A 22,445-nucleotide genomic window follows, 5' to 3' on the forward strand; every position below is an offset into this window, starting at 1 on the left:
ATACGAAAAAGCAAGGAGCTAAACCATGGGGAAACAGTATTTTAGTTTGCTGATATTAATAGCAGGCTTGGTATCAAGTAGTTTTTGTACTTTACAAGCAAGTTTAATAAATTATCCAACAAATATCGCTTCATGGAAAAATTGTGATGTAAATTCATGTGAGTTTGGAGGAAGTACAAATGTCACTTCCAATTACGCAAAAACGAAGTATCCGATTTTATTAGCACATGGTATGGGAGGATTCTCAGCTATTGGTCCGCTTCAGTATTGGAATGGAATTACTGAAGATTTAGTCGCAAATGGAGCTAATGTTTTTGTAGCGCAACAGGCTTCATTAAATACATCAGAAATTAGAGGTGAGCAACTGTTAGTACAAGCTAAACTTGTATTAGCTATAACAGGTGCACAAAAAATTAACCTTATTGGTCATAGCCATGGATCTCAGTCAATAAGATATGTAGCTGGTATTATACCTAATCGAATTGCGTCAGTTACTGCAGTTGGTGGTCCAACAATGGGGACAGATATTGCCGATGCTGTAATCGATTTTACAGAATCTCCGACAGGTACTGTCCTATCTCCTGTTATGGCAACTGCATTTAATTCATTATTTAGTATTGTTGGGATAACATCAGGTAATTATTATGAACAAGACTTTCTGGAAGGTTTTAAATCTATTACATCCGAGGGTGCTGCTAAATTTAATAAAAAATTTCCTGCAGGTGTACCAACAACAGCATGTGGTAATGGTGCAGAGTTAGTTAATGGTATCAGGTATTTTTCATGGAGTGGAACTAGCGTTTTAACAAACGTGCTTGATCCATTTGATTATGCATTAGTTGCTACTTCTAAAATAATTGATGGTGAAAGTGATGGTTTAATTCCTCGTTGCTCTAGTCATTTGGGTACAGTAATTCGTGATAACTATGGGTTTAATCATCTAGATGAAATTAATCAAGTTTTAGGTTTAGTTGGATTTTTACAGAACCCAGTAACACCGTATCGAGTTCAAGCAAATCGTTTAAAAAATAAAGGTCTTTAAATTTAAGGGGGGAATGATCATTCATTCCTCCACATTTTTAATAATGTTTAGCAAGAGCATGGATGATGATTGGTAAACGTATAAATTCAAAACTATTAATCTTTTCTTTAATTAGCATTTTGTTGATCGTTCTAGGTTTGATTTATTGGTTTTTTAAACCCGAAGCAGGATTAGCACAATATAGAAATAGTGACAGTCAATCACAAAACGTCACACAAAATTATGCATTAGCAATGAGTGACTCAAAGAATACGACACTTCCTACATTAGCACCTTCCTTAAAAGGAACGGAGATAGACTGTCCTATACAAGTAGATGCTAATGGAAACTTGGTATTAACAGTAGGTATCCGTAGTTGTTTTGACTATTTTTTTTCAAGTTTAGGGGAGAAAACAGAAACAGAACTGATTGCAGATATACGACAATATTTGTCTGCGACGTTACCAGCTCCAGCAGCGAAATATGCAGCATATTTATTAGAGCAATATGTTGGATACATGCATACTTTACAAAATGCAAAACCTAGCGGAAATTTCAAAACGACTGATGTTGAAGAATTAGAAAAGATCATTAACCAAATGCATAAAATTCAACAGCAATTTTTTAATGCTAAAGAGATAGAAGCTTTGTTTGGTCATGAACGTAATTTAAATAAATTTAATATCGAGCAATTACGAATTCATGCAAATAAAAACTTATCTACTCAACAAAAGGCAATGGAGCTTGCTAAGTTAATCGGCCAACTTCCACCAACTTTAGCTGACGGAGTTAGAGTGTCTATGCAGTTTTCAGAATTGCAACAACTCACTCAAGAAATCAAAGACAAGGGTGGTTCTCCGCAAGAATTACGTAGTATGAGAGAAAGCTTATTGGGGCCAGAAGCTGCAGATCGTTTGGAAAAAGTTGATCAGGAGGAAGCTGTTTGGCAAAGTCAGGTAAATAATTATTTAATAAAACGTGATCAGATTCTAAAAAGCGAAATGACAGACTTAAATAAACAACAAGCGATTAATCAGTTACGTACAAGTTCGTTTCAAAATAAAGAAGAATTACTTCGTGCTCAATCCTATGAAATTATGCATGATCAGAAAAGATAGGATGAGTCGGGTAAATGAAAAGACTAGGTTTTCGTACAGCAATTACATAAGTTGATAGAGAAGGATCTCCGAATGTGGAATAGAGCAGAAGCAGGAACAGGCAAACCATTGGTTTTGTTACATGGGATTGGTATGTCTCATAAAGCATGGAGTCCCCTAATTCAGCAATTAAGTAAATCTAGACGAGTCATTGCATTTGATGTAGCTGGTTTTGGCGATAGTCCAAGTCTTGGTGCATCGGTTCAACCTACAATTCATAATTTAGTTAGTGCTTTAGAACGTGAGTTGAAAACTATAGGTATACATGAACCTGTAGATATTGTTGGAAATTCAATGGGGGGATGGATGGCACTAGAAGCTGCACGTGTTGGATTGGCAAGTTCCGTTGTCGCAATTTCACCCGCAGGTTTGTGGGATGAATCCCCAGCACATGTAAAGATGGTGTTTTTTAGTTTAAGAAATGCGATTAAATTCATGCCTAATATATCAAGACAGATGATGGGATTTGCACTGTTTCGAGAGTTGCTTTTAGCTATCCCGATAGGAACTGGAGGTCGAAACATTTCTAGAAAAGATGCTTTGAACTCGATTGATGATTTTTCCAAAGCCACAGATTTCGATAGAATATTCGCAAATGTCGGACGTTTTATCGGGGGCAAAGATATTCAAGTTCCTTTAACTATTGCCTTTGGTACAAAAGATTGGCTTTTGAGAAAGAAGGACTGTCAAAATAAATCTGAGCTGCCAGACCATGTGAATTGGCTAGAACCTAGAGATTGGGGACATGTCCCAATGTGGAAAGATCCACAAGGCGTAGCTGATTTGATTCTTAAGAATATAAGTGCTTAGACTAACCAAATTAATGGGCGGCATCTTTATTCAAAGTGTCATAAGCTATCTATGCGTTAGTGAACATTTCACGGTGGTACTGATCGATGCTCATTGATTTCTAAGCTACCTATGCGGTAGTAAACAATAAAATATAGCCAAAACTTTAAAATAAAACATAGAATTATTTCTAAAAAATTAGAATAACCAAAGTTTTACTCTCAATTGATAAGCAATTGATTTTATTAAGCTGTTAAAGAGTGCCTACATTATTGGGTTAAAACCTAGAGATAGTCAAAGCTAAAATGCATGCATGAAAAAAATTATCTTCCATTAGTACATTCATATACTTAAAATCTAAAGTCTTTAGAGCTAGCAAGAGAATCAGTGTGTCAATTCATCCAGAAAACGAATTTGAATTAACTAATGATGAAATGCATCTTTATAGTCGTCAAATCTTACTTGATGGTTGGGATATTGAAGCTCAAGAAAAATTAAAATTAGCAAATGTACTGATTATTGGAGCTGGTGGAATCGGCTGTACCAGTGCAGAATTGCTGGCACGGGCAGGTGTGGGTAAAATTACCATTGTTGATGCAGATGCCATAGAAATCAGTAACCTACAAAGGCAAATTGCATTTACTTCAAATGATTTAGGTCACTATAAGGCAGAGGTCTTAGCCAAACATCTTCAAAATATAAATCCTCATATACAGGTGAACTATCAAAATAGTCGTTTTGATGAAACGAATGCTGATGAATTGGTACAGCATCAAGATGTGGTTTTAGATGGTTGTGATAATTTTACAACGCGTTATTTGGTCAATGCTGTGTGCAAAAAACATCAAGTTCCCTTGATTAGTGCTTCGGCTATTGGCTTTGAGGGGCAACTATTTATGGTTGAGTCAGATTCGGCATGTTATGAGTGCCTGTTCCCAAAAGAGCAACATGCCAATGAAAATCTACGCTGTGCAGACTCTGGTGTTTTGGCAACCACACCTGCGACAATTGCAGCATTACAGGCCCATCACGCATTACTGTTTTTAGGGCTTGGTTTAACGCCACTCAGGCAAAAATTGTTACTTTGGAATGGTTTAAACCTTTCACAACGTATTCTACAGTTTGAAAAAGATGTAAATTGTCCGATTTGTCAGGCAACTTGATCAGTAAATTAAGCAAAATTTGCTAAACTAACGCCATCTATGAGGCAATGAAAGATTATGAAAAGAAATATTTTATTTGATGGACTGCGTTCCATTGGGCGTATAGGTGAAACCGTGATTGTTGCGGCACAGGCAGGTGTCAAATATGCAACAGAAAAACCAAGCAATGCTAAATTGATGCGTGAAACCTTTGAATCATTGGGTTCAACTTACATTAAGCTGGGACAATTTATTGCCAGTACCCCATCTTTATTTCCTCGTGAATACGTTGAGGAATTTCAAGGCTGCCTAGACCAGACTCCAACCTTGCCTTTCAGCTATATTCAGGGCGTATTGAATGAGGAGTTTGAGGGCAGGAACCTCAATGAAATTTTTAGTTTTATTGATGAAAAGCCGCTTGCTTCAGCATCAATCGCGCAGGTGCATGCCGCAAAACTGGTTACAGGCGAAGATGTGGTGCTCAAAGTGCAAAAGCCTGGTGTGGAAACCATTCTATATACCGACTTAAATGTGGTGCATTGGGCAACCAAATTGCTTGAGCGTGCTGTACCTAAAATCAAGTTTGCGTCACTTTCTGAGATCGTTGATGAGATTAAAACCCGTATGGTACGGGAAGTGGACTTTATTGAAGAAGCACAAAATCTGGATGACTTCATTCAATATCTGAATGTTTCGGGTAATCAGGCTGCCACAGCGCCAAAGGTTTATCATCAGTTTTCGACCCGCCGTGTGTTAACCATGCAACGTCTTTATGGTGTGTCATTAACCGACTTTGATGTGGTAAAAAAATATGCTAAAGACCCGACCCAAGTGCTGATTACCGCAATGAATACATGGTTTGGAAGTCTAATGTTGTGCAAGAGCTTCCATGCCGATTTACATGCTGGAAATCTGATGTTGCTTGAAGATGGCCGCATTGGTTTTATTGACTTCGGTATTGTGGGTCAGCTAAAGCCAGAAGTGTGGGGTGCATGTATGGCATTTATGGATGCGCTACAACATACCAACTATACGGCAATGGCTGAAAACATGCTGAAAATGGGCATGACTCACCAGAAAATTGACACGCAGGTGCTTGCCGATGACCTTGAACGCCTGTTTAGTGGTGTGCTCTTGGCAGACCCGCAGGAAATTCTAAGCTCTAATCCAGCAGACCTGAATGACATCATGATGGATATGATTGGCGTGGGTGAGCGTCACGGTATCAAGTTCCCGCGTGACTTTGCCTTGTTATTCAAGCAAATGTTATATTTTGATCGTTTCATGCGTGTTCTCGCACCATATACCGATATTTATGCTGACCAGCGTTTGAAAATGGTTCACAATATTGAACCCGCTTCATTGTTAAAGCATTAATCTTATTTATCGGTTTATTAAGGTCATTATGGATGCCATTATTATTGAGGGACTAAAGGTCGATACCGTAATCGGTTGTTTCAACTGGGAACGTCAGATCATCCAACCTTTAATGCTGGATTTAACCATTCATAATGACCTGACTCAGGCTGCATGTTCAGATGAGTTGGACGATACACTCAACTACGCCCAAATCTGTGAGCTTGCGGCACAAGTGATTCAGCAAGCCAAACCCAAACTGATTGAGCACGCTGCCCAATTAGTATTGAACTGTCTATTTTCTACATTTCCATCAATTGAATCGATTAGCATTACCATTCGTAAACCCGCCATTATTGCCCAAGCCAATGCAGTAGGAATTCGCCTTGAACGCAACAGAAACGATTTTTGCGCTCGCACTGGCGAGTAATGTTCAGCAGCAGCAAAATTTCACCTTTGCCTATGCTCAACTTGCAGAACTGGGGCATGTGGAGTTTTCCCCGATTTACCAGATTCCATGTCGGGACGGAATTGGAGCAGATTACTGGAATTCAGCCTGCCTATTACGAAGCACTTTATCGGTTGATGACATTATCGAGACTTTAAAATTATTAGAGACACAGTCGGGACGTGTTCGTCCATCGCATTATATTAGTCTGGATATTGATGTGATTGCATGGGGCACAAACTTAACGGATATGCAATTCAATCCAAAAAAGTTACCATTGGCTCTGGATGTCAAAATTCCACTCTATGATTTATGGCAGCAAGCTGATTTAATTTATGATCAGCAGATTCATTATCCTGTCATTACAATGTAATGTTTTGCTGTAAATAAACTGATAATAATAGGAATAGTTGTATGAAAATTATTTTACCACTTTCTATTTTGACGGTTTTGCTTTCTGGCTGTGCCGCCATGAGCGTTGAACAATGTAAAACTGCAAACTGGTTAAATGTCGGCGAAAAAGATGGTGCGGCTGGGCGGGAATCACGTTTGGACCAGTATTATTCCTCTTGCCAAAAAGCCAATATTATTCCAAATCAAAGCCTGTATGAAAAAGGCTATCAGAAAGGTTTAAGCTATTATTGCCGACCTGAAACTATTTTCAATGAGGCATTGGAGGGACGTGGTGATTTTCGGGTTTGTCCTTTGGAAAAGCGTGAGTCCTTGCGAAGTTATTATCAGGTTGCCAATGATTATTATCAGGCGAATTCAGAATTTAACCGTTCGCAAAGTGATTTAAATTACTATCTCAAAGAGTTAGAGCGTAAAGACTTATCTGTTAAAGATCGGGATGACTACAAAAAACGTCTCTATGATTTACGCTTAAACAGTAGTGGTGTGCAATCCCGTTATCAGGATGCGGTTAGGAATCTGGAACGGTTTAAGGCAGAGCATGGATTGAAATAAGTAAATCATTGTTTGAAAATATGTAGAAAAAAGACTTTTATGTTATGTTTGAAATGTAATTCAGCTAAATCTATTTAGAGGAGAGCGTGTATGTATGCTGTTCGCCAAACTTATGAACATGCACAAGAATCTATTCCTGTCCCTAAATCCATGCGTCATCAACGTATTGAAGTGATTTTTATGGTGCTGGATGAGGTAGAAATCTTAGATGAAAATCAAAAAGTAGTGGTTAAACGTAGTCCACCGAAACATCTCATCGGGTTGGGTGAAACGATGGGTGATCTTACCCAGCCTTTGGTCGATGAGCAGGCTTGGACATGCCTAAAATAATCTTATTAGATACACATATATGGTATTGGTGGATTCAGCAGGACACAGCACGGTATCCTATGCAGTGGAATGAATGGATTGCTCAGGCAGATGAAATTTATGTTTCTCCTGTATCATGTGTAGAGATTGCAATGGCAGTAAAGAAAGGACGTATTCAAATTCCCATTTTATCAATGGAATGGATTGAATCTGCTTTGGAGCCTGCTGGGATTAAACTTGCGCCATTGACTGCTAAAATTGCTGATCAATCAGTACAATTAACGAATATTCATCAAGATCCGTTTGATCGTATTATCATTGCGACAGCAATTGCTTCGCAAATGACTTTATTGAGTGTGGATAGTAATTTTAAGTTTTATCCTGAATTAGAAAGTTTGTTGATTAAAGCATAGAGAGGTGCTGACCTTTAACTAACCGATAGTCAGTCAGCACGTTATTTTGATTTAAAGATAATAACTGGTTTTTGTCATCAATTTTGAAATTGCGGTCATGGTGATTTTGACTGGTGCGGGTAAGTCCACACCGCCAGCCTGTAAGGCGGTATCACGATGATGCAGCTCATCTTCATTCATTTGCTCTAATATTTTGCGTGAACGTTCATCATGTTCAGGCAGTTGTTGCAAATGTTCCTGTAAATGCTGGCTGACTTGACGTTCCGTTTCAGCGACAAAGCCGAGACTATATTTGTCTCCAGCAATACCTGCAATGGCACCCATACCATAGGAGAGACCATACCAGATTGGATTGAGTACGCTGGTGTGGCTGTCTAGTTCTTTCAAACGATCTTCACACCATGCCAAATGATCCTGCTCTTCAATTGCCGCTTGCTGCATTTCTTCGCGAACATGAGGAAGCTTTGCTGTCAGTGCCTGACCATGATAAAGCGCCTGAGCACAAACCTCACCACTATGATTGACACGCATCAAACCAGCCACATGACGGGCATCACTGACACATAACTGTGATGGTTCATCGGCAGCAGGGTTTGTACGTTGGGAACTTGTCGCACCTGGAACCAAACTACGCAGTGCCTGGTCAAATGAGTTGATCAGTTTATCGAGACCCGTGTAATGACGCATAGATTAATCCTCTAAAGTATTCGACGTATCTGCCAGTAAGAGTTTAAGTCGTTTTAATAACCAGAATGAGAAAATCGCACTTAAAATGGCGGTGATGATAAACAAGATTTTAATATCAATTTTTAAAATGCTTAAGATTAAAATTGAGAAAATTGCAGAGGACACCATGAATACCGCATTTAAAATATTATTCGCTGCCACCACACGGGCACGGTGTGAACGTGGTGAATAGGCTTGCATCATGGCATAAAGTGGGACGATATAAAAACCCCCACTAATTCCCAGTAAGGTTACGGCAAGCATGACATGGTAATACACCATACCACCTGTAAACATATCTTTTAATGAAAGCAGTTCGCCTGTGCGTTCAGGCACAAAAGCAAGGCTTGCAGCCAGATAAAGCGCAAATAGGGTTAGGCCAATCGCACCATAAGGCACCATTTTAATATTAATTTCACGCCCACCAATCTTTCGGCATAGCAAGGAACCTACACCGATGCCGACGGAGAAAAAGGTAAGTAATAAGCTAACCACATTTTCAGACGCGTGTAGGTTTTGTTGGGTGAGTTGGGGAATCTGGGTGAGATAAGTCGCCCCATAAAACCAGTACCATGAATTGCCAAGCAGAATCATAAAAATCACAGGGATGCCTTTGACATATTTCAAGGTTTGGAAGCTGGTACGAAAAAAGTTCCAGTCAATTTTAAGGTTAGGCTCGGCCACTTTTTGCGGTAGAATGAAACGGCTGGATAAATAGCCTAAGCAGGCAATGGTTACCACTGTGATGCTAATCCACAGCAAATTACCTTCAGATGAGGCAATCACCGCACCGCCCAAAATCATACCCACCAAAATGGCGATTGATGTACCCGACTGGAACAACGCATTTCCCGACATCAATTCCTGTGGTTTAAGGATTTCAGGCAGAATGGCATACTTGATTGGCCCAAAACAGGTGGAATGTGTTCCCATCAGGAATAAGGCGAATAACAGTAGCCATAAATTACCCAGTAAGAAACCTGCGCTCCCAATCAGCATAATCACAATCTCAAGAATCTTGATAAAGCGGATCAGTTGGGAACGCTCGTATTTATCGGCAATCTGTCCTGCGGTGGCGGAGAAAAAAAAGTAGGGCAATATAAACAGTAAAGCGGCTAAATTGTTGAGTGTGCTGATGGGTGCAGACTGTTGTTGAATCCAGCCATAGGTAATCACCAAGAGGAGCGCCTGCTTATAAACATTGTCGTTGAGCGCACCAAAAAATTGAGTGAAAAACATCGGTGCAAACCGACGAGATGTCATTAAGCGGTCATCTTGTTTCATCATGTGTTCACTTCATTGTGTTTTATAAAAAAAATGTGAGGAACTGTAAAAATGCGCTGAAATGCATGTATGATATTTTTCAATGTTTGATTGGATGAAAATCAAAGATTTGAATAAATTTTTATCCACAAAAAACGACACATTAAAAAATAAGTTTAGAGTTCTACATGCCATCTCAAGCAAAGTTTAAACCGTCTGCACTGAGTCATTCTATGCATTTAATTTTTAAAATGCAGGGCTTTCCTAAACTTATTTGTGGTGGTTTTCTGATTAGTTCTTGTATATCAGTTGCTTATGCTCAGGAACAAATCACGGAGCTGGCTAAAAATGAAACAATAGAGCTTCAAGCAACTCAGCTTGAGGCAAAAACAGTTGCTGAAAACACACCACCTCAGCCACAACTGGACAGTGAACTTCAGACCGTTTCGGCACCAGAACAAGACAGTTTGGCTGCGTTAAAACAGCAGGAACAGGCCGCAAACCAGATTGAAGAATTAAAACCGATCCAACTGGAAGACAATCTGGAAGATTTGCCCAACATGACGGTTGATCAGGGCATGGCAGATGAAATTTTCCGTGTAGCTGAAGAGGCAAAAAACGAAGCCCAGAATTCCCGTGACAATGCGGCAAAAACGCCTGATGTGCTGGTCAATGATGTTTCACAAACTGAACTCACGGAAGTCACCAAGGCGCCTGTCAACATTGACAAACTGATGCAGGACATCCAGACCGACAGTAAAATTGTGGTTGAGGCCAATGAAGCAGGACGAACCCTGCCTGAGTTCCAGACTCAGCCTGACCCATCACAGGAAAAAGTCGGATTTTTTAGAAAGATATGGAATCGCTTCCATCCTGAAAACCTGCTTAATGCCGAAAAAACCCCACGTATCACTGCTGATGTGACGGGTGCACCTCCTGTACTTGCCACCAATATCAAGGCCAAACTATCCAGCTTTACTCAAGAGGCCTTTGAAGACTTCAATGTGGCTTTACCCCAGTTAAGGGCCCTGACCAATCAGGCTGCACAGGCGGTTGGTTATTATAATGCGGTATATAAGTTTGAACGGCTGAGTGACAGCAGGGTCAGGGTGATTGTCACACCAAATGAGCCTATCCTGATTAAAGAGCAAAATATTGAATTTTCGGGAGCGGGTGAAAGATTACCTCAACTGCAAGTGATTCGTTTGATTCCAGAACAGGATGAGGGCGATATCTTTAATCATGGCAAGTACGAAGAAACCAAAACAAAAATTGTCAGTGCAGCCAATGATAACGGTTTCTTTGATGCCTACTGGCGTTTGCATGATGTCAAGATTACGCAGCCTGATAAAACAGCAGAGATCAACCTGAAGTATGAGACGGGTGAGCGTTATAAGCTGAAAAAAGTCGAATACCGTATGAGTGACCCAAGCAAGCCACTGCCGCTGACCCAAAAAGTGCTTGATAGTTTGGCTCCGTGGAAAGAGGGTGATGACTATGCATTCTGGCGTGTCAATGCCTTGGCAAATAACCTGACCAATACCCGTTATTTCAATTACACCCTTGTTGACACCATCAAGCCAGACCCAATTCAACCTCCTTTGGAATTGGCTCCTGACTTACAGGCATTGGTGGACCAGCAGAAAATTCAGCAGTCGCAATTGATGAATAGCCAGCAAAAGGCTGATCTGGCACGCCAGAAAATTACCTCTGCACAGGAAGTCACACAAAATGTGGTCGATGAGACCGTATTCTCTGGTGGAGAGTCTGCACAGGCTTATTCACTTGCCCGCGCAGCACCGCTTTCACATGACCATGACGATGAAGATGAAGAACGCCAGAAGCTTGAAGAGCAAACCCGAATCGAGAAAAAAATTCCAATCGTGGTGACACTGAATGCCGATAAACTCAATAGTCTGGAAACGGGTGTTGGTTATGGTACTGATACAGGTGCACGTATTCGTAGCCAGTATCGTCGTGCCATTGTCAATAAATACGGACATTCTTTTGATGCCAACATTGAGTTGTCGCAGATTCGTCAGTCTATTGATGGACGCTACAGTATTCCCTACAAACATCCACTCAATGACTATTTTAACCTTGTGGGTGGTTATGAACGTGAAGAGCGTGATGATATTGGTCCAGGTGTGAACCTGCTGGTGGAGTCAGCGGTCATGGGGGGCGAACGGGTGATTAAAAATCCGTTGGGTGATTGGCAACATACCTTTGGCTTACGTTATCGTCTGGATCGCTTAACCAAAAAAGGCGATATTGATGTTGATGAACTTCCTGACGCGTTTAAGGTTTCAGGAATCGATTCCGAACAGGAATCCTTGCTGCTCGGTTATGAAGCGTCAAAAACCAATGCCAATTCACGTTTAAACCCAACCAAAGGCTTTAAACAGATTTACAAGGTTGAGCTGGGTACAGAATCATTATTGTCAGATGCCAACATGGCCATCCTGACGGGAGGCTGGCGTTTTATCTATTCAATGGGTGAAAATGACAACCACCAGTTTGTGGGGCGTGGCGACACCAGTTATATCTTTACCGATAACTTTAACAAGGTTCCCTATAATTTACGTTTCTTCACGGGTGGGGATCAGTCCTTACGCGGTTTTGACTACAAGAGTCTATCACCAGAAGAGGGTGGTTATAAAATTGGTGGACAGGCTCTGGCGGTGGGATCGCTTGAGTATAACTATCAATTTAAAGATGGCTGGCGTGCAGCGATATTTTCTGATTTTGGTAATGCCTATGATAAACAGTTTAGCAATCCAACCGAGTACAGTATTGGCGTGGGCATACGCTGGAGATCACCGATTGGGCCGATTCGCCTAGATGTTGCTTCAGGTATCTCGAATGACAACAACCCAATCCGACTCCATTTCTTTATTGGTCCACAGCTTTAATAACTTTTAAAAAAACCTTTAAAAGGTCAAACAATTCAGGTTGATTATGACGGAAGCACAACAGCAGTTACCTCCAACAAGACCAAGACAGCAACGGCGCATTCTTCGAAGCATTGCGCTGATTGTGCTGATCATTCTTTTATTGCTGGTCAGCTCGTTACTGGTGATGATGTCCACGGACAAGGGAAGCCGTTTCTTACTGGATCGTGTGCTGCAAAGCCAGAAAGTCATTAAATATGAATATGAAAGTGGAAACCTGCTTTCAGGGATTATCCTGAAAAATGTGTTGCTGCAAGTTAAGGCTGTGGATGTGTCGCTGGATCGGGCCGATGTGTCTTTAGGCTGGCGTGCCCTGTTAAACAAGGAACTGCATTTAAGCCACGCCGATGTGCGTAACTTAAGGATTGTGAATAAAAAACCACCATCAGGTAAACCATTTTCCTTTGATGCGATTAAACTGCCATTTGTATTAAGGGTGGATGAGGCGACTGTAGACCATCTCCAGATCAAGACTGCCACTTCCCAGGTTGATTTTAATGATATTTATTTAAAGGATGCCTTATGGTCGGGAACAAAGCTTAAGTTTGAAGACTCCCGCATGGATATGGGCTATCTGGCGCTCCAGCATGCAACAGGTGAAATGGATTTTATCGGTAAATACCCATTGAATCTCAAAACTGACCTGATTATTCCCTCATTAAAAAGTCTGGATATCCAGATTATCAAGGTTGCTGCCAAAGGAACGCTTGATACCCTAAAGGCAGGAATTGCAACCCGTACCCCTGATCTACTCACAGGTTGGGTTGTGGTTCATCCTGTACGTGACCATGTACCAATGAACGGTGAATTGTTCTTTAAAAATTATCATTTACCCTTGTTAAAAGAACAGAAATTATTTGCAAAAGATGGCGTGGCGCGGTTTAACGGTGACATTCAAAAGTTACTTCTGACACTGGATACCGACCTGAAAGGTGAGCAGATTCCTGAGGGAAAATATAATGCCCTGATGGATACTGACCTGAAAAACCAGCTCAATATCAATGATTTTAATGGTCAGTTGATGGGTGGTACGGTTGGTCTTAAAGGTATGGTGAATTGGCATAATCATGTGTCATGGGATATTAAGGGGCGTTTGGAAAAATTAAACCCGAAAGATAAAACTGTTCCGCAAGTGGCTCAGGATTTCTTGCCGCCCAATCTGGACGCAAACCTAAGTTCATCAGGTTCAATGGAAAAAGGGCTGTCCTTAAAAGCCAACCTTGACTTCGATAGATATGAAAGCTGGGCTATCAAGCTAAATCAGGCTGAGGCAAAAGATCACAAAGCTCAACCAATGTTGTTAAATGTTGCATGGCAAGGAATTGATCGGGCTGTACCCTATATTGGCTGGTTGAGTAGTGCCGAAGGGCATACCGATGTTACGCTGAAAGAGGGACAACAGGATATCTATGTGTCAACCAAGGTACGTCCGCATGAGAAAACACTGTTACCAACAGGACAGTATGATGCACGCTTTGACGTAAAAGGTGACCTTTTAGATGTGGAACGTTTCCATTATCAGGCTGAGAAAGGTAGCCTAACGGGTCAGGCCAAGGTGAAATTGCCAAATGAAAAGCAGCAGCTTGCATGGCAGGCACAGCTACAGGCAGAAAACTTTAATCCGCAGACTGTGGTTGCAACAGCACCCGTTAATCTACTTAATGGTCAGATTAAAGCGACTGGTTTTGCCAAACCCAACCAGCAGGTCATTCAACTTGACCAGATTGATCTCAAGGGACAACTGGCTCAGGCAGGTAAAACTGAAACGGTTGCCTTAAAAGGGAAAAGTACAGCGGCACTTATCTTCCATGATCAAAAAGCGGGTGGCGGCTTTAAAAGTTTTGCCGTGAATTATGATGGTTCACTCAATGCCTTAAATCAGGGAAATGGCTTATTAAAAATCAATATTGCGGGTACACCTGAATACATCAAGATCAATGAGCTAAAACATGATGGTGTGGCGGGTAAAGTCTATGCTACTGGTGCAGTCAATCTTAAGGATAAATTGGGCTGGGATCTGGATGCCTCACTGGTACGTTTTAAACCCCAATATTTCGTTTCCAGTGTTAAGGGTGAAGTGTCTGGTCATGTAAAAACACAGGGTGTCTGGTCTGAGCAGCTAAAACGTATTGATATCCGTCAACTGAATGCCGCTGGTTTTATTAATAACAAGCCAATCAGGGGACGCGGTAACCTCACGCTATTGCTGGATTCCAACCAGAAAGGCTTTTTACCGCAGCAGTTTGAAGCGAATGATTTATATTTTTCCTATGCACAAAATCAGTTACAGGCAACGGGTAATGCACAAAGCCTGAAAATCAAGCTCAATGCGCCTGCACTATATGAATTATATCCAGGCCTGCAAGGTCGTGCCTATGGCAGCTTGAATGTGCAGTCCCAGCCACGTTTAAAGGCAACCGCAAATATTGTCGTGGATAATTTCGCATTCAAGGATGTGGCAAGCGTTAAATCACTGCGTATTCAGGGTGAATTACCAACTTCAGAAACGACCCCAACGTTATTGGCCGCAAAAATTGATCATTTACGCAGTGGCAATCGTGAAATCGAGAATGCAACGGTCAATCTGGCTGGAACACGTAAGGCGCATGTCTTAAAGGTTGAAAGCAAAAATCGACAATCGAATTTCTATGTGCAGCTTGCAGGTGGCTTTAACTCAAACAACGATTGGCTAGGGCAACTGCAAAAAGGAAACTTTGCTTCGCAACGTATTAATCTTGTGCAAAATCAAAATGCGGCGATTGTGTATTCAACCCGATTATCTGAACTATATGTTGGGCAGCATTGCTGGCAGAGTGCACACAGCCAGTTATGTCTGGATCAGCCTGCACGTATTAGTCAGGCCAAGGGTAATGTGTCTGTCATCACCAAAAATATCGACTTAAATGACTTTACCGCTTTTATGCCAGAAGGATTGGCGGTTACGGGTCAGTTGAATGGTTATGCCAAGGCGTCATGGGTTCAGGGTAGCCGTCCAAAAATTGATGCCAGCCTGGTGACACGCAAGGGTGAGATTGGCTTGGCCGCGGATGATCCGCAGGACCCAGCCACCACCATGACTTATGATGAATTAAGCCTGATTGCCAAAAGTGTCAGCGACGGGTTGTTGTTCCGTGTAGACATGAAAACCCCAGATATTGGAACGGGTTATGCGAATGTGATTGTCAATCCATTTCAGGACAATATGCCAATGCGTGGCGAAGTGGCGTTTGATGATGTTCAATTAAAAGTCTTTAAACCATTTATCAAGGATGTCCGTTCAATGGCGGGCACGCTTGCACTTGCTGGCAAAGTGAATGGGACTTTAACTCAACCTCAATTCACAGGTGAAATGCGTCTGAAAAATGGTGCCATCAGCATGATTTCATTGCCTGTCAATCTCACCAATATCCAGTTGTATTCCTCAATCCGTCAGGATTCAGCCAGTATTGATGGTGCATTTAACAGTGGGCAAGGTGTGGGCCGCTTAAAGGGTAGCTTTGACTGGAAAGAAGAACCTCATCTGGCATTGACCTTAAAAGGTGATAACCTGTTGATTCGTCAGGCACCGATGATTACGGCAATTGTCCAGCCTGATTTAAGCCTTGATGTTTATCCATTTGATCAGCGCTTAAGCTTGAAAGGGTCAATTGATGTTCCTCGCGCGCGTATTTCAATGCCAGAAACCACGGCAACCGTGATTAACGTTTCGCCTGATGTGCGTGTTGTGCAGCAAGGACAGGATTTGTTGGCGACCTTAAAGTCAGCAAAACCGTGGGACATTCGTGCTGATATGACTTTGACATTAGGCAACCAGGTTATTTTCCAGGGTTTTGAAAGTAATATTCCACTCGTTGGACGTTTGCATCTATCCCAGCGTGGTCTCGAAACCGCAATGCGTGCCAATGGTGCGATTGGGGTGAGCCAGAAAGTGAAAATTGAGGCCTATGGTCAAAGTCTGGACTTGAACCGAGCCATTGCCCGTTTTAATGGACCATTGGCCAACCCAACACTGGATATTGATGCCAATAAACCTGTGCAAGGCAGTATGGTTGGGGTTCGGGTAACGGGTACGGCAACTGTGCCGAATGTTCAGGTCTATAATGATGCTGGCTTGTCAGAGCAAGAGGCACTCAATGCTTTGCTTACGGGACGTATCAATGAAGGTAGCAGTGGTTTAAGCAATACTGAGGGCTTTAAGTCAGACGTAAACAATACCATTGCAGCCGCTGGTATCAGTATGGGCTTGGGGGGGACACGGGCTTTAACCAACCAGATTGGTCGAACCTTTGGTCTGAGTGGTCTGGCATTGGATGCACAGGGTACGGGAGATGACACCCAGGTTAGCCTGACAGGATATATCACACCAGATTTATTTATCCGCTACGGTATAGGTGTGTTTACTCCTGTGAATAAACTCACCTTACGTTATCAAATGAACCGCCGTTTATATCTGGAAGCGAGCCAGTCTTTGGAACGCGCGATAGATATTTTCTATAACTGGCGTTTTTAGTATGTAAAAATAAAAACCTGTTTTACAATGATAAAACAGGTTTTTTTAATGACATTTATTTTAAATAAGGAAATATGCTAAAATTAAAATAAGTTATTGAAAATAAAATATTTATGATATTTTTGGGAGGAAAAGGATGAAATCTGTCACTTTTAGTCAGCTTTTGGCAATCATCAGCCTTGGGGTGCTGGGCTGTACATTTCAAGCAAATGCTAAAGAATACTATAAGTGGGTGGACGCACGTGGTGTAACAACATATTCAGCAACACCACCTCCAACTCAGAAACAGGAGCCTCAACTCGACCCTGCAAAGAGAAATCCCAATACCGCTACAACCCAGACAGCAACTCATCCAACAACACCTCCGCCAGTAGTAAACAAAGAAGCAAAAACAACTGTAGCGGTGACTAGTGCAAATGCGGTTAAGACCACCACCGCTTCTACAACAAATTCAGCTAAGCCAGCTGCTGGTGCGGCCACTTCCAGTCCATCTACAGCGGCGGCTGTAGAAGCCCTGATCCCTGTAAAAAACTGTAATGGTGTCAGATGCTGGGATTCAAAAGGCAGGCATTATAATCTGGTGGCAGGTAATACCTATCTTTCTGCAACAGGTAGTAAATGCCAAAAGAATGGCAATAATATGCAGTGCAGCAAATGATTTGTATGTTTTTATTGCGGACAGGGCGGTTTTAAATACTTCCTTTTGCAAAATAAACCAGTTTCAGTATGATGTGTGCATCAAATTAGTCGCAGTATGATGATGAATAAAGTTTTGTTGATTGCAATAGGTTTGGTTTTGGTCGGTTGTAGTAAAAAAGAGCCACTTACGCCTGAACAACAATGGCATGGCTATTGTGTAAGTGTCGGGAATGCCGCGCGTTCGATTACACTGGATCGTCAAAATGGAATTGAGCAAAAACAGGCAATAGAACATGCGGGTAAAATTGAGGATGAAACCACGCGTAAGTTTATTTTCGGTATTATTGAAAAAGTCTACGCAATCCCAGCCGAAGAACTTAAGGCTGATCCAGATGCATTACGTGAAAAACTGAAGCAACAATTTACTGAACAATGTTTGGCAACACCACATGAAAAGCTGCCGAACTATAAACTATTTTAATCTATTAACCGAAAAGACAACACTGTTGTCTTTTTTTGTGGAACTAAATGATTGTTTTACTGGATTTTGGCTTTATACCAAAGCGGTATTTCAAACTGATGGGCATTTCGCTATAAAATAATGGTCATCACGTAGAAATACGGTTGTTGCATTAACTTTTAACTCGAAGTCTAGTAAAATTTTGCTGTCCATATTGCTTGTAAAGCTTACAGAAAGCTGGAACTTACAGGTAATTTTTTAAAAAAGAGGAATAACACCGTGCTAGAAGCTTACCGCCAACACGTTGCAGAACGTGCCGCACTCGGAGTCCCACCGAAGCCACTTGATGATGCTCAAACTGCTGAACTTGTCGCATTATTAAAAAATCCACCAGCAGGTGAAGAAGCATATTTGGTTGATTTGCTTGAAAACCGTGTTCCAGCAGGTGTTGACCAAGCTGCTTATGTAAAAGCGGCTTTCCTCGCTGCAGTCGCAAAAGGCGAAGCAACTTCTCCACTTGTAACCAAAGAGCGTGCTGTTTACCTACTTGGTACAATGCTTGGTGGTTATAACGTAGCACCACTTGTTGAACTTCTTGACAATGCTGAATTAGCTAGCCTAGCTGCTGAAGCATTGAAAAAGACACTTCTTGTATTCGATGCATTCCATGATGTTGCTGACAAGGCAAAAGCGGGCAATCCCAATGCAAAAGCAGTTTTACAATCTTGGGCTGATGCTGAATGGTTCACAAGCCGTCCAGACGTTCCAGAAGAAATCAAGATCACTGTATTTAAAGTAACTGGCGAAACCAACACGGATGACTTGTCACCTGCACAAGACGCTTGGAGCCGCCCAGATATTCCATTGCACGCAACTGCAATGTTGAAAAACGAGCGTGATGGTATCAACCCTGAAAAACCAGGTGAAGTTGGTCCTACCACTCAAATCAACGAATTGATCGCAAAAGGCAATCAGGTTGCTTATGTGGGTGATGTTGTTGGTACAGGTTCAAGCCGTAAATCAGCGACTAACTCAGTGCTTTGGTTCTTCGGTGACGAAATTCCACACATTCCAAACAAAAAAGATGGCGGTGTGTGCTTAGGTTCTAAAATCGCTCCAATCTTCTTTAACACAATGGAAGATGCAGGCGCATTACCAGTTGAAATCGATGTTGCTGAAATGAACATGGGCGATGAAGTTGTTCTTAAAATCGACCATGCTGCTGCAAAAGTAACGGCGTTCAAAAATGGCGCTCAAATCGCTGAATCAGAACTTAAAACGCCTGTACTTTTAGACGAAGTACGTGCTGGTGGTCGTATCAACCTGATCATTGGTCGTGGCTTGACTGCTAAAGCACGTGAAGAATTAGGTCTTCCTGCTTCTGACTTGTTCCGTCAACCAAAACAACCTGCTGACACTGGTAAAGGCTTTACTCAAGCTCAGAAGATGGTCGGTCGTGCATGTGGCCTTGCTGAAGGTCAAGGTATCCGTCCAGGTACTTACTGTGAACCTAAGATGACCACTGTTGGTTCTCAGGATACTACTGGTCCTATGACTCGTGATGAGTTAAAAGACTTGGCATGCTTAGGCTTCTCTGCTGACCTTGTGATGCAGTCTTTCTGCCACACTGCTGCGTATCCAAAACCAGTTGACGTAACAACTCACCATACATTACCTGACTTCATCATGAACCGTGGTGGTGTATCTTTACGTCCAGGTGACGGTATTATCCACTCTTGGTTAAACCGTATGTTACTTCCAGATACTGTTGGTACTGGTGGTGACTCACATACTCGTTTCCCAATCGGTATTTCATTCCCAGCAGGTTCTGGTCTTGTTGCATTCGCAGCAGCGACTGGTGTTATGCCACTGGATATGCCTGAATCTGTACTTGTTAAGTTCAAGGGTAAAATGCAGCCTGGTATCACTTTACGTGACCTTGTACATGCGATTCCTTACTATGCGATTAAAGAGGGTGACTTGACTGTAGAGAAGAAAGGTAAGAAAAACATCTTCTCTGGTCGTATCCTTGAGATTGATTTATCAGAAATGGAAAATGACTTGACGGTTGAGCAAGCATTCGAACTTTCTGACGCATCTGCTGAACGTTCTGCTGCGGGCTGTTCAATCACGCTTTCTGAAGAGAAAGTAGCTGAATACCTACGTTCTAACATCACTATGTTGAAGTGGATGATTGCTGAAGGTTATGGCGATGCGCGTACAATGGCGCGCCGTGCTGAAAACATGCAGAAGTGGTTGGATAACCCAAGCCTGTTAAAAGCTGACCCAGATGCTGAATATACCAAAGTATACGAAATCGATCTTGCCGACATCAAAGAACCAATTCTTTGCTGCCCGAACGATCCAGATGACGCGAAACTTCTTTCTGACGTTCAAGGCGACAAAATTGATGAAGTGTTCATCGGTTCTTGTATGACCAACATTGGTCACTTCCGTGCTGCTGGTCAGTTGCTTGACAAAGTTCCTGGTGGTTCATTGTCTACTCGTTTATGGTTGGCTCCACCAACACGTATGGATGAGCACCAGTTGATGGAAGAAGGCTTGTACAACATCTATGGCCGTGCTGGTGCGCGTACTGAGATGCCAGGCTGTTCATTGTGTATGGGTAACCAGGCACGTGTAGCACCGAACACGACTTGTGTATCGACTTCTACACGTAACTTCCCGAACCGTTTAGGTCAAGGTGCAAATGTTTATCTGGCGTCTGCTGAGCTTGCATCTGTAGCTGCGGTACTTGGTAAATTACCAAGCCCAGAAGAATATCAACAGTACGCGTCGCAAATTGACAGCGCTTCTGCTGACATTTACAAATACTTGAACTTCGACAAGATGAGCGAATATACAAAAGAAGCTGATCAAGTTGATACCAAGAAAATCCAAGCGGCTCAGTTGACCTAATCGATTGTTTTTGCTAAAAATAAGGGCTGAGTAATCAGCCCTTATTTTTTGGAAAATTATAAATGTCGTTAGGTATTTGGGAAAACATAAATTTTAATTTAAATAATTTTAAATGCATTTTTAAAGGATTTTTAAGAGCAGATGAAGGAGACTTTCTATTATTTAGAGATGAAGAGGGAAGACTAAAATTAAAAGTTGAAGGTGTTATTTCCGATGATTTAGAATTGAACAGAAAATCTGGTTATATTGATAAAAATGAGTCTCTTATCATATTTGAACATAACTTTTTAAAACAAAAAATATTAATGTATGCTTTACCAATACAACAAACTCACTCTTTAGTGGGTGATAACCCTAAATATACTGATATATTTATTGTTGATGAAATTGTTTTTGAAGATAGTCATGAGCAAATAGGTGCTGAATATTTAATTGAATTTGTTGATAATTTTAAAATTAATCATATATTTCCTCATCTAATGAAGTGGAGTGAAAATCATGAAAGAATTTTTGAAATATATGGGACGGATTGTCAGCTAATACAAAAAATAGTAAATTTAGAGAACTCTAATAGGAATAGTATTGGATTTAGATTTGAAGGAAGTGAAGTTTATATAATTAAGATTAAAGATGGAGATAAAGGAATAATACTATACAAAAAGGATTTGGAGTTAGATAAAAGGGAGAAAATAAGGGGAATTATTTCTTATATATTGGGTTGTCCGTTAGTTTTTTATGGGTATACTTTTGTAAATAAATATATGACACCGTCTTATAGTTATTTAAGAAATATTCATGATAATGAGAGAGGACAATTGGCTATCAATGTTCAAGTACCTACACCCCTTAGTTTAAGTGCTTTAAATATTATAGAAGTTGATATTTTTGAAAATTTGATGCAAGAACTCTATGTTAAATATGAAGAATATGATCTAGGTAATATATTTTTTACATATTGGGTAGCAGTAAATTCTAATTCAATTACTGCCGCTGTTCACTATGGAGCACTTATTGAAAAGCTACAAGCTACATATATGAAAATTCATGAAGTTAGTTATAGTAAAATTTTAGATAAAGCAATTTTTAAAAAAATGCTGGAGCGATTACAACAACAACTGGAAGAGTTTGAGATAACCCCTGAGCAAAAGAAAATTTTTTTAGATAAAATAGGGAATTTGAATACTTATTCTCAAAAAAATAAGATGGATTTTTTTTGTAATGACATCTCATTGTCTTTATCTGATATTGAAAAAAAGCTTGGCAACAACGAAATGATGCTGCTCACGGAAATGATATAACTGATGTTAATCAAGCTTGGAAAAATACACTAATATTAAGAGAGTTGATTAATAAGTTTTTATTAAAGTTAGTTACAA

General features: G+C 41.0%; 18 protein-coding genes. 16 read left to right on the forward strand and 2 right to left on the reverse strand.

Features of this window, described 5'->3' with window-relative positions; all coding sequences use genetic code 11:
- Window positions 1-25: 25 nt before the first annotated feature.
- The 10 genes from QLH32_RS00935 to QLH32_RS00980 all read left to right on the forward strand — a co-directional run bounded on the left by QLH32_RS00935 (window position 26) and on the right by QLH32_RS00980 (window position 7,601).
- A complete protein-coding gene (locus QLH32_RS00935) occupies window positions 26-1,042 on the forward strand; it encodes a lipase family alpha/beta hydrolase (RefSeq protein WP_283267629.1) in 1,017 nt (338 codons plus the stop codon).
- Window positions 1,043-1,107: 65 nt separating this feature from the next.
- On the forward strand, window positions 1,108-2,139 hold the full coding sequence (locus tag QLH32_RS00940; RefSeq protein ID WP_283267630.1) for a lipase secretion chaperone: 1,032 nt from the start codon (window positions 1,108-1,110) through the stop codon (window positions 2,137-2,139).
- Window positions 2,140-2,211: 72 nt separating this feature from the next.
- Window positions 2,212-2,988 carry an alpha/beta fold hydrolase gene (locus QLH32_RS00945; protein ID WP_283267631.1) on the forward strand — a complete coding sequence of 259 codons (777 nt, stop codon included), beginning with the start codon at window positions 2,212-2,214 and terminating at the stop codon, window positions 2,986-2,988.
- Between the two features lie 413 nt (window positions 2,989-3,401).
- Window positions 3,402-4,130, forward strand: a complete 729-nt coding sequence (locus tag QLH32_RS00950) for a HesA/MoeB/ThiF family protein (protein ID WP_283269259.1) — start codon at window positions 3,402-3,404, stop codon at window positions 4,128-4,130.
- A gap of 57 nt (window positions 4,131-4,187) precedes the next feature.
- Complete coding sequence (locus tag QLH32_RS00955) at window positions 4,188-5,486, forward strand: ABC1 kinase family protein (protein WP_283267632.1); 1,299 nt, start codon at window positions 4,188-4,190, stop codon at window positions 5,484-5,486.
- 28 nt (window positions 5,487-5,514) lie between these two features.
- Window positions 5,515-5,895, forward strand: a complete 381-nt coding sequence (folB, locus tag QLH32_RS00960) for a dihydroneopterin aldolase (RefSeq protein WP_279960003.1) — start codon at window positions 5,515-5,517, stop codon at window positions 5,893-5,895.
- Window positions 5,852-6,286 (forward strand): 2-amino-4-hydroxy-6-hydroxymethyldihydropteridine diphosphokinase, encoded by a 435-nt coding sequence (locus QLH32_RS00965; RefSeq protein WP_283267634.1) that lies wholly within the window; start codon window positions 5,852-5,854, stop codon window positions 6,284-6,286. The genes folB and QLH32_RS00965 overlap by 44 nt, the downstream gene beginning before the upstream one ends.
- Before the next feature lie 41 nt (window positions 6,287-6,327).
- Window positions 6,328-6,879 carry a DUF2799 domain-containing protein gene (locus QLH32_RS00970; RefSeq protein ID WP_283267635.1) on the forward strand — a complete coding sequence of 184 codons (552 nt, stop codon included), beginning with the start codon at window positions 6,328-6,330 and terminating at the stop codon, window positions 6,877-6,879.
- A 90-nt stretch (window positions 6,880-6,969) separates the two neighbouring features.
- A complete protein-coding gene (locus QLH32_RS00975; RefSeq protein ID WP_283267636.1) occupies window positions 6,970-7,209 on the forward strand; it encodes a hypothetical protein in 240 nt (79 codons plus the stop codon).
- Window positions 7,197-7,601, forward strand: coding sequence for a type II toxin-antitoxin system VapC family toxin (locus tag QLH32_RS00980; RefSeq protein WP_283267637.1), 405 nt, complete (start codon window positions 7,197-7,199; stop codon window positions 7,599-7,601). The genes QLH32_RS00975 and QLH32_RS00980 overlap by 13 nt, the downstream gene beginning before the upstream one ends.
- Before the next feature lie 51 nt (window positions 7,602-7,652).
- On the opposite strand, the gene coq7 is transcribed toward QLH32_RS00980, so the two are convergent.
- Both coq7 and QLH32_RS00990 read right to left on the reverse strand, forming a co-directional pair.
- Entirely contained in the window at window positions 7,653-8,288 is a 636-nt protein-coding gene (gene coq7 / locus QLH32_RS00985) for a 2-polyprenyl-3-methyl-6-methoxy-1,4-benzoquinone monooxygenase (protein ID WP_283267638.1), read from the reverse strand.
- Window positions 8,289-8,291: 3 nt separating this feature from the next.
- Window positions 8,292-9,614: an MFS transporter gene (locus QLH32_RS00990; RefSeq protein WP_283267639.1), complete on the reverse strand. Its 1,323-nt coding sequence runs from the start codon at window positions 9,612-9,614 to the stop codon at window positions 8,292-8,294.
- A gap of 164 nt (window positions 9,615-9,778) precedes the next feature.
- Here QLH32_RS00990 and QLH32_RS00995 point away from each other — a divergent pair, with 164 nt between their 5' ends.
- From QLH32_RS00995 to QLH32_RS01020, 6 genes are all read left to right on the forward strand, one after another.
- Window positions 9,779-12,502 carry an autotransporter assembly complex protein TamA gene (locus QLH32_RS00995; protein ID WP_283267640.1) on the forward strand — a complete coding sequence of 908 codons (2,724 nt, stop codon included), beginning with the start codon at window positions 9,779-9,781 and terminating at the stop codon, window positions 12,500-12,502.
- A gap of 46 nt (window positions 12,503-12,548) precedes the next feature.
- Window positions 12,549-17,051, forward strand: a complete 4,503-nt coding sequence (locus tag QLH32_RS01000) for a translocation/assembly module TamB domain-containing protein (RefSeq protein ID WP_283267641.1) — start codon at window positions 12,549-12,551, stop codon at window positions 17,049-17,051.
- Between the two features lie 136 nt (window positions 17,052-17,187).
- The gene (locus tag QLH32_RS01005; RefSeq protein ID WP_267979278.1) at window positions 17,188-17,709 is read left to right on the forward strand and encodes a DUF4124 domain-containing protein; all 522 of its coding nucleotides are present in this window, start codon (window positions 17,188-17,190) and stop codon (window positions 17,707-17,709) included.
- A gap of 99 nt (window positions 17,710-17,808) precedes the next feature.
- Complete coding sequence (locus QLH32_RS01010) at window positions 17,809-18,171, forward strand: hypothetical protein (RefSeq protein ID WP_432442292.1); 363 nt, start codon at window positions 17,809-17,811, stop codon at window positions 18,169-18,171.
- A gap of 258 nt (window positions 18,172-18,429) precedes the next feature.
- Window positions 18,430-21,069, forward strand: a complete 2,640-nt coding sequence (locus tag QLH32_RS01015; protein ID WP_283267643.1) for a bifunctional aconitate hydratase 2/2-methylisocitrate dehydratase — start codon at window positions 18,430-18,432, stop codon at window positions 21,067-21,069.
- Window positions 21,070-21,131: 62 nt separating this feature from the next.
- Window positions 21,132-22,367 carry a hypothetical protein gene (locus tag QLH32_RS01020; protein ID WP_283267644.1) on the forward strand — a complete coding sequence of 412 codons (1,236 nt, stop codon included), beginning with the start codon at window positions 21,132-21,134 and terminating at the stop codon, window positions 22,365-22,367.
- The last annotated feature ends 78 nt before the right edge of the window (window positions 22,368-22,445 follow it).

The sequence above is a fragment of the Acinetobacter corruptisaponis genome (assembly GCF_030053775.1).
Classification (GTDB): domain Bacteria; phylum Pseudomonadota; class Gammaproteobacteria; order Pseudomonadales; family Moraxellaceae; genus Acinetobacter; species Acinetobacter corruptisaponis.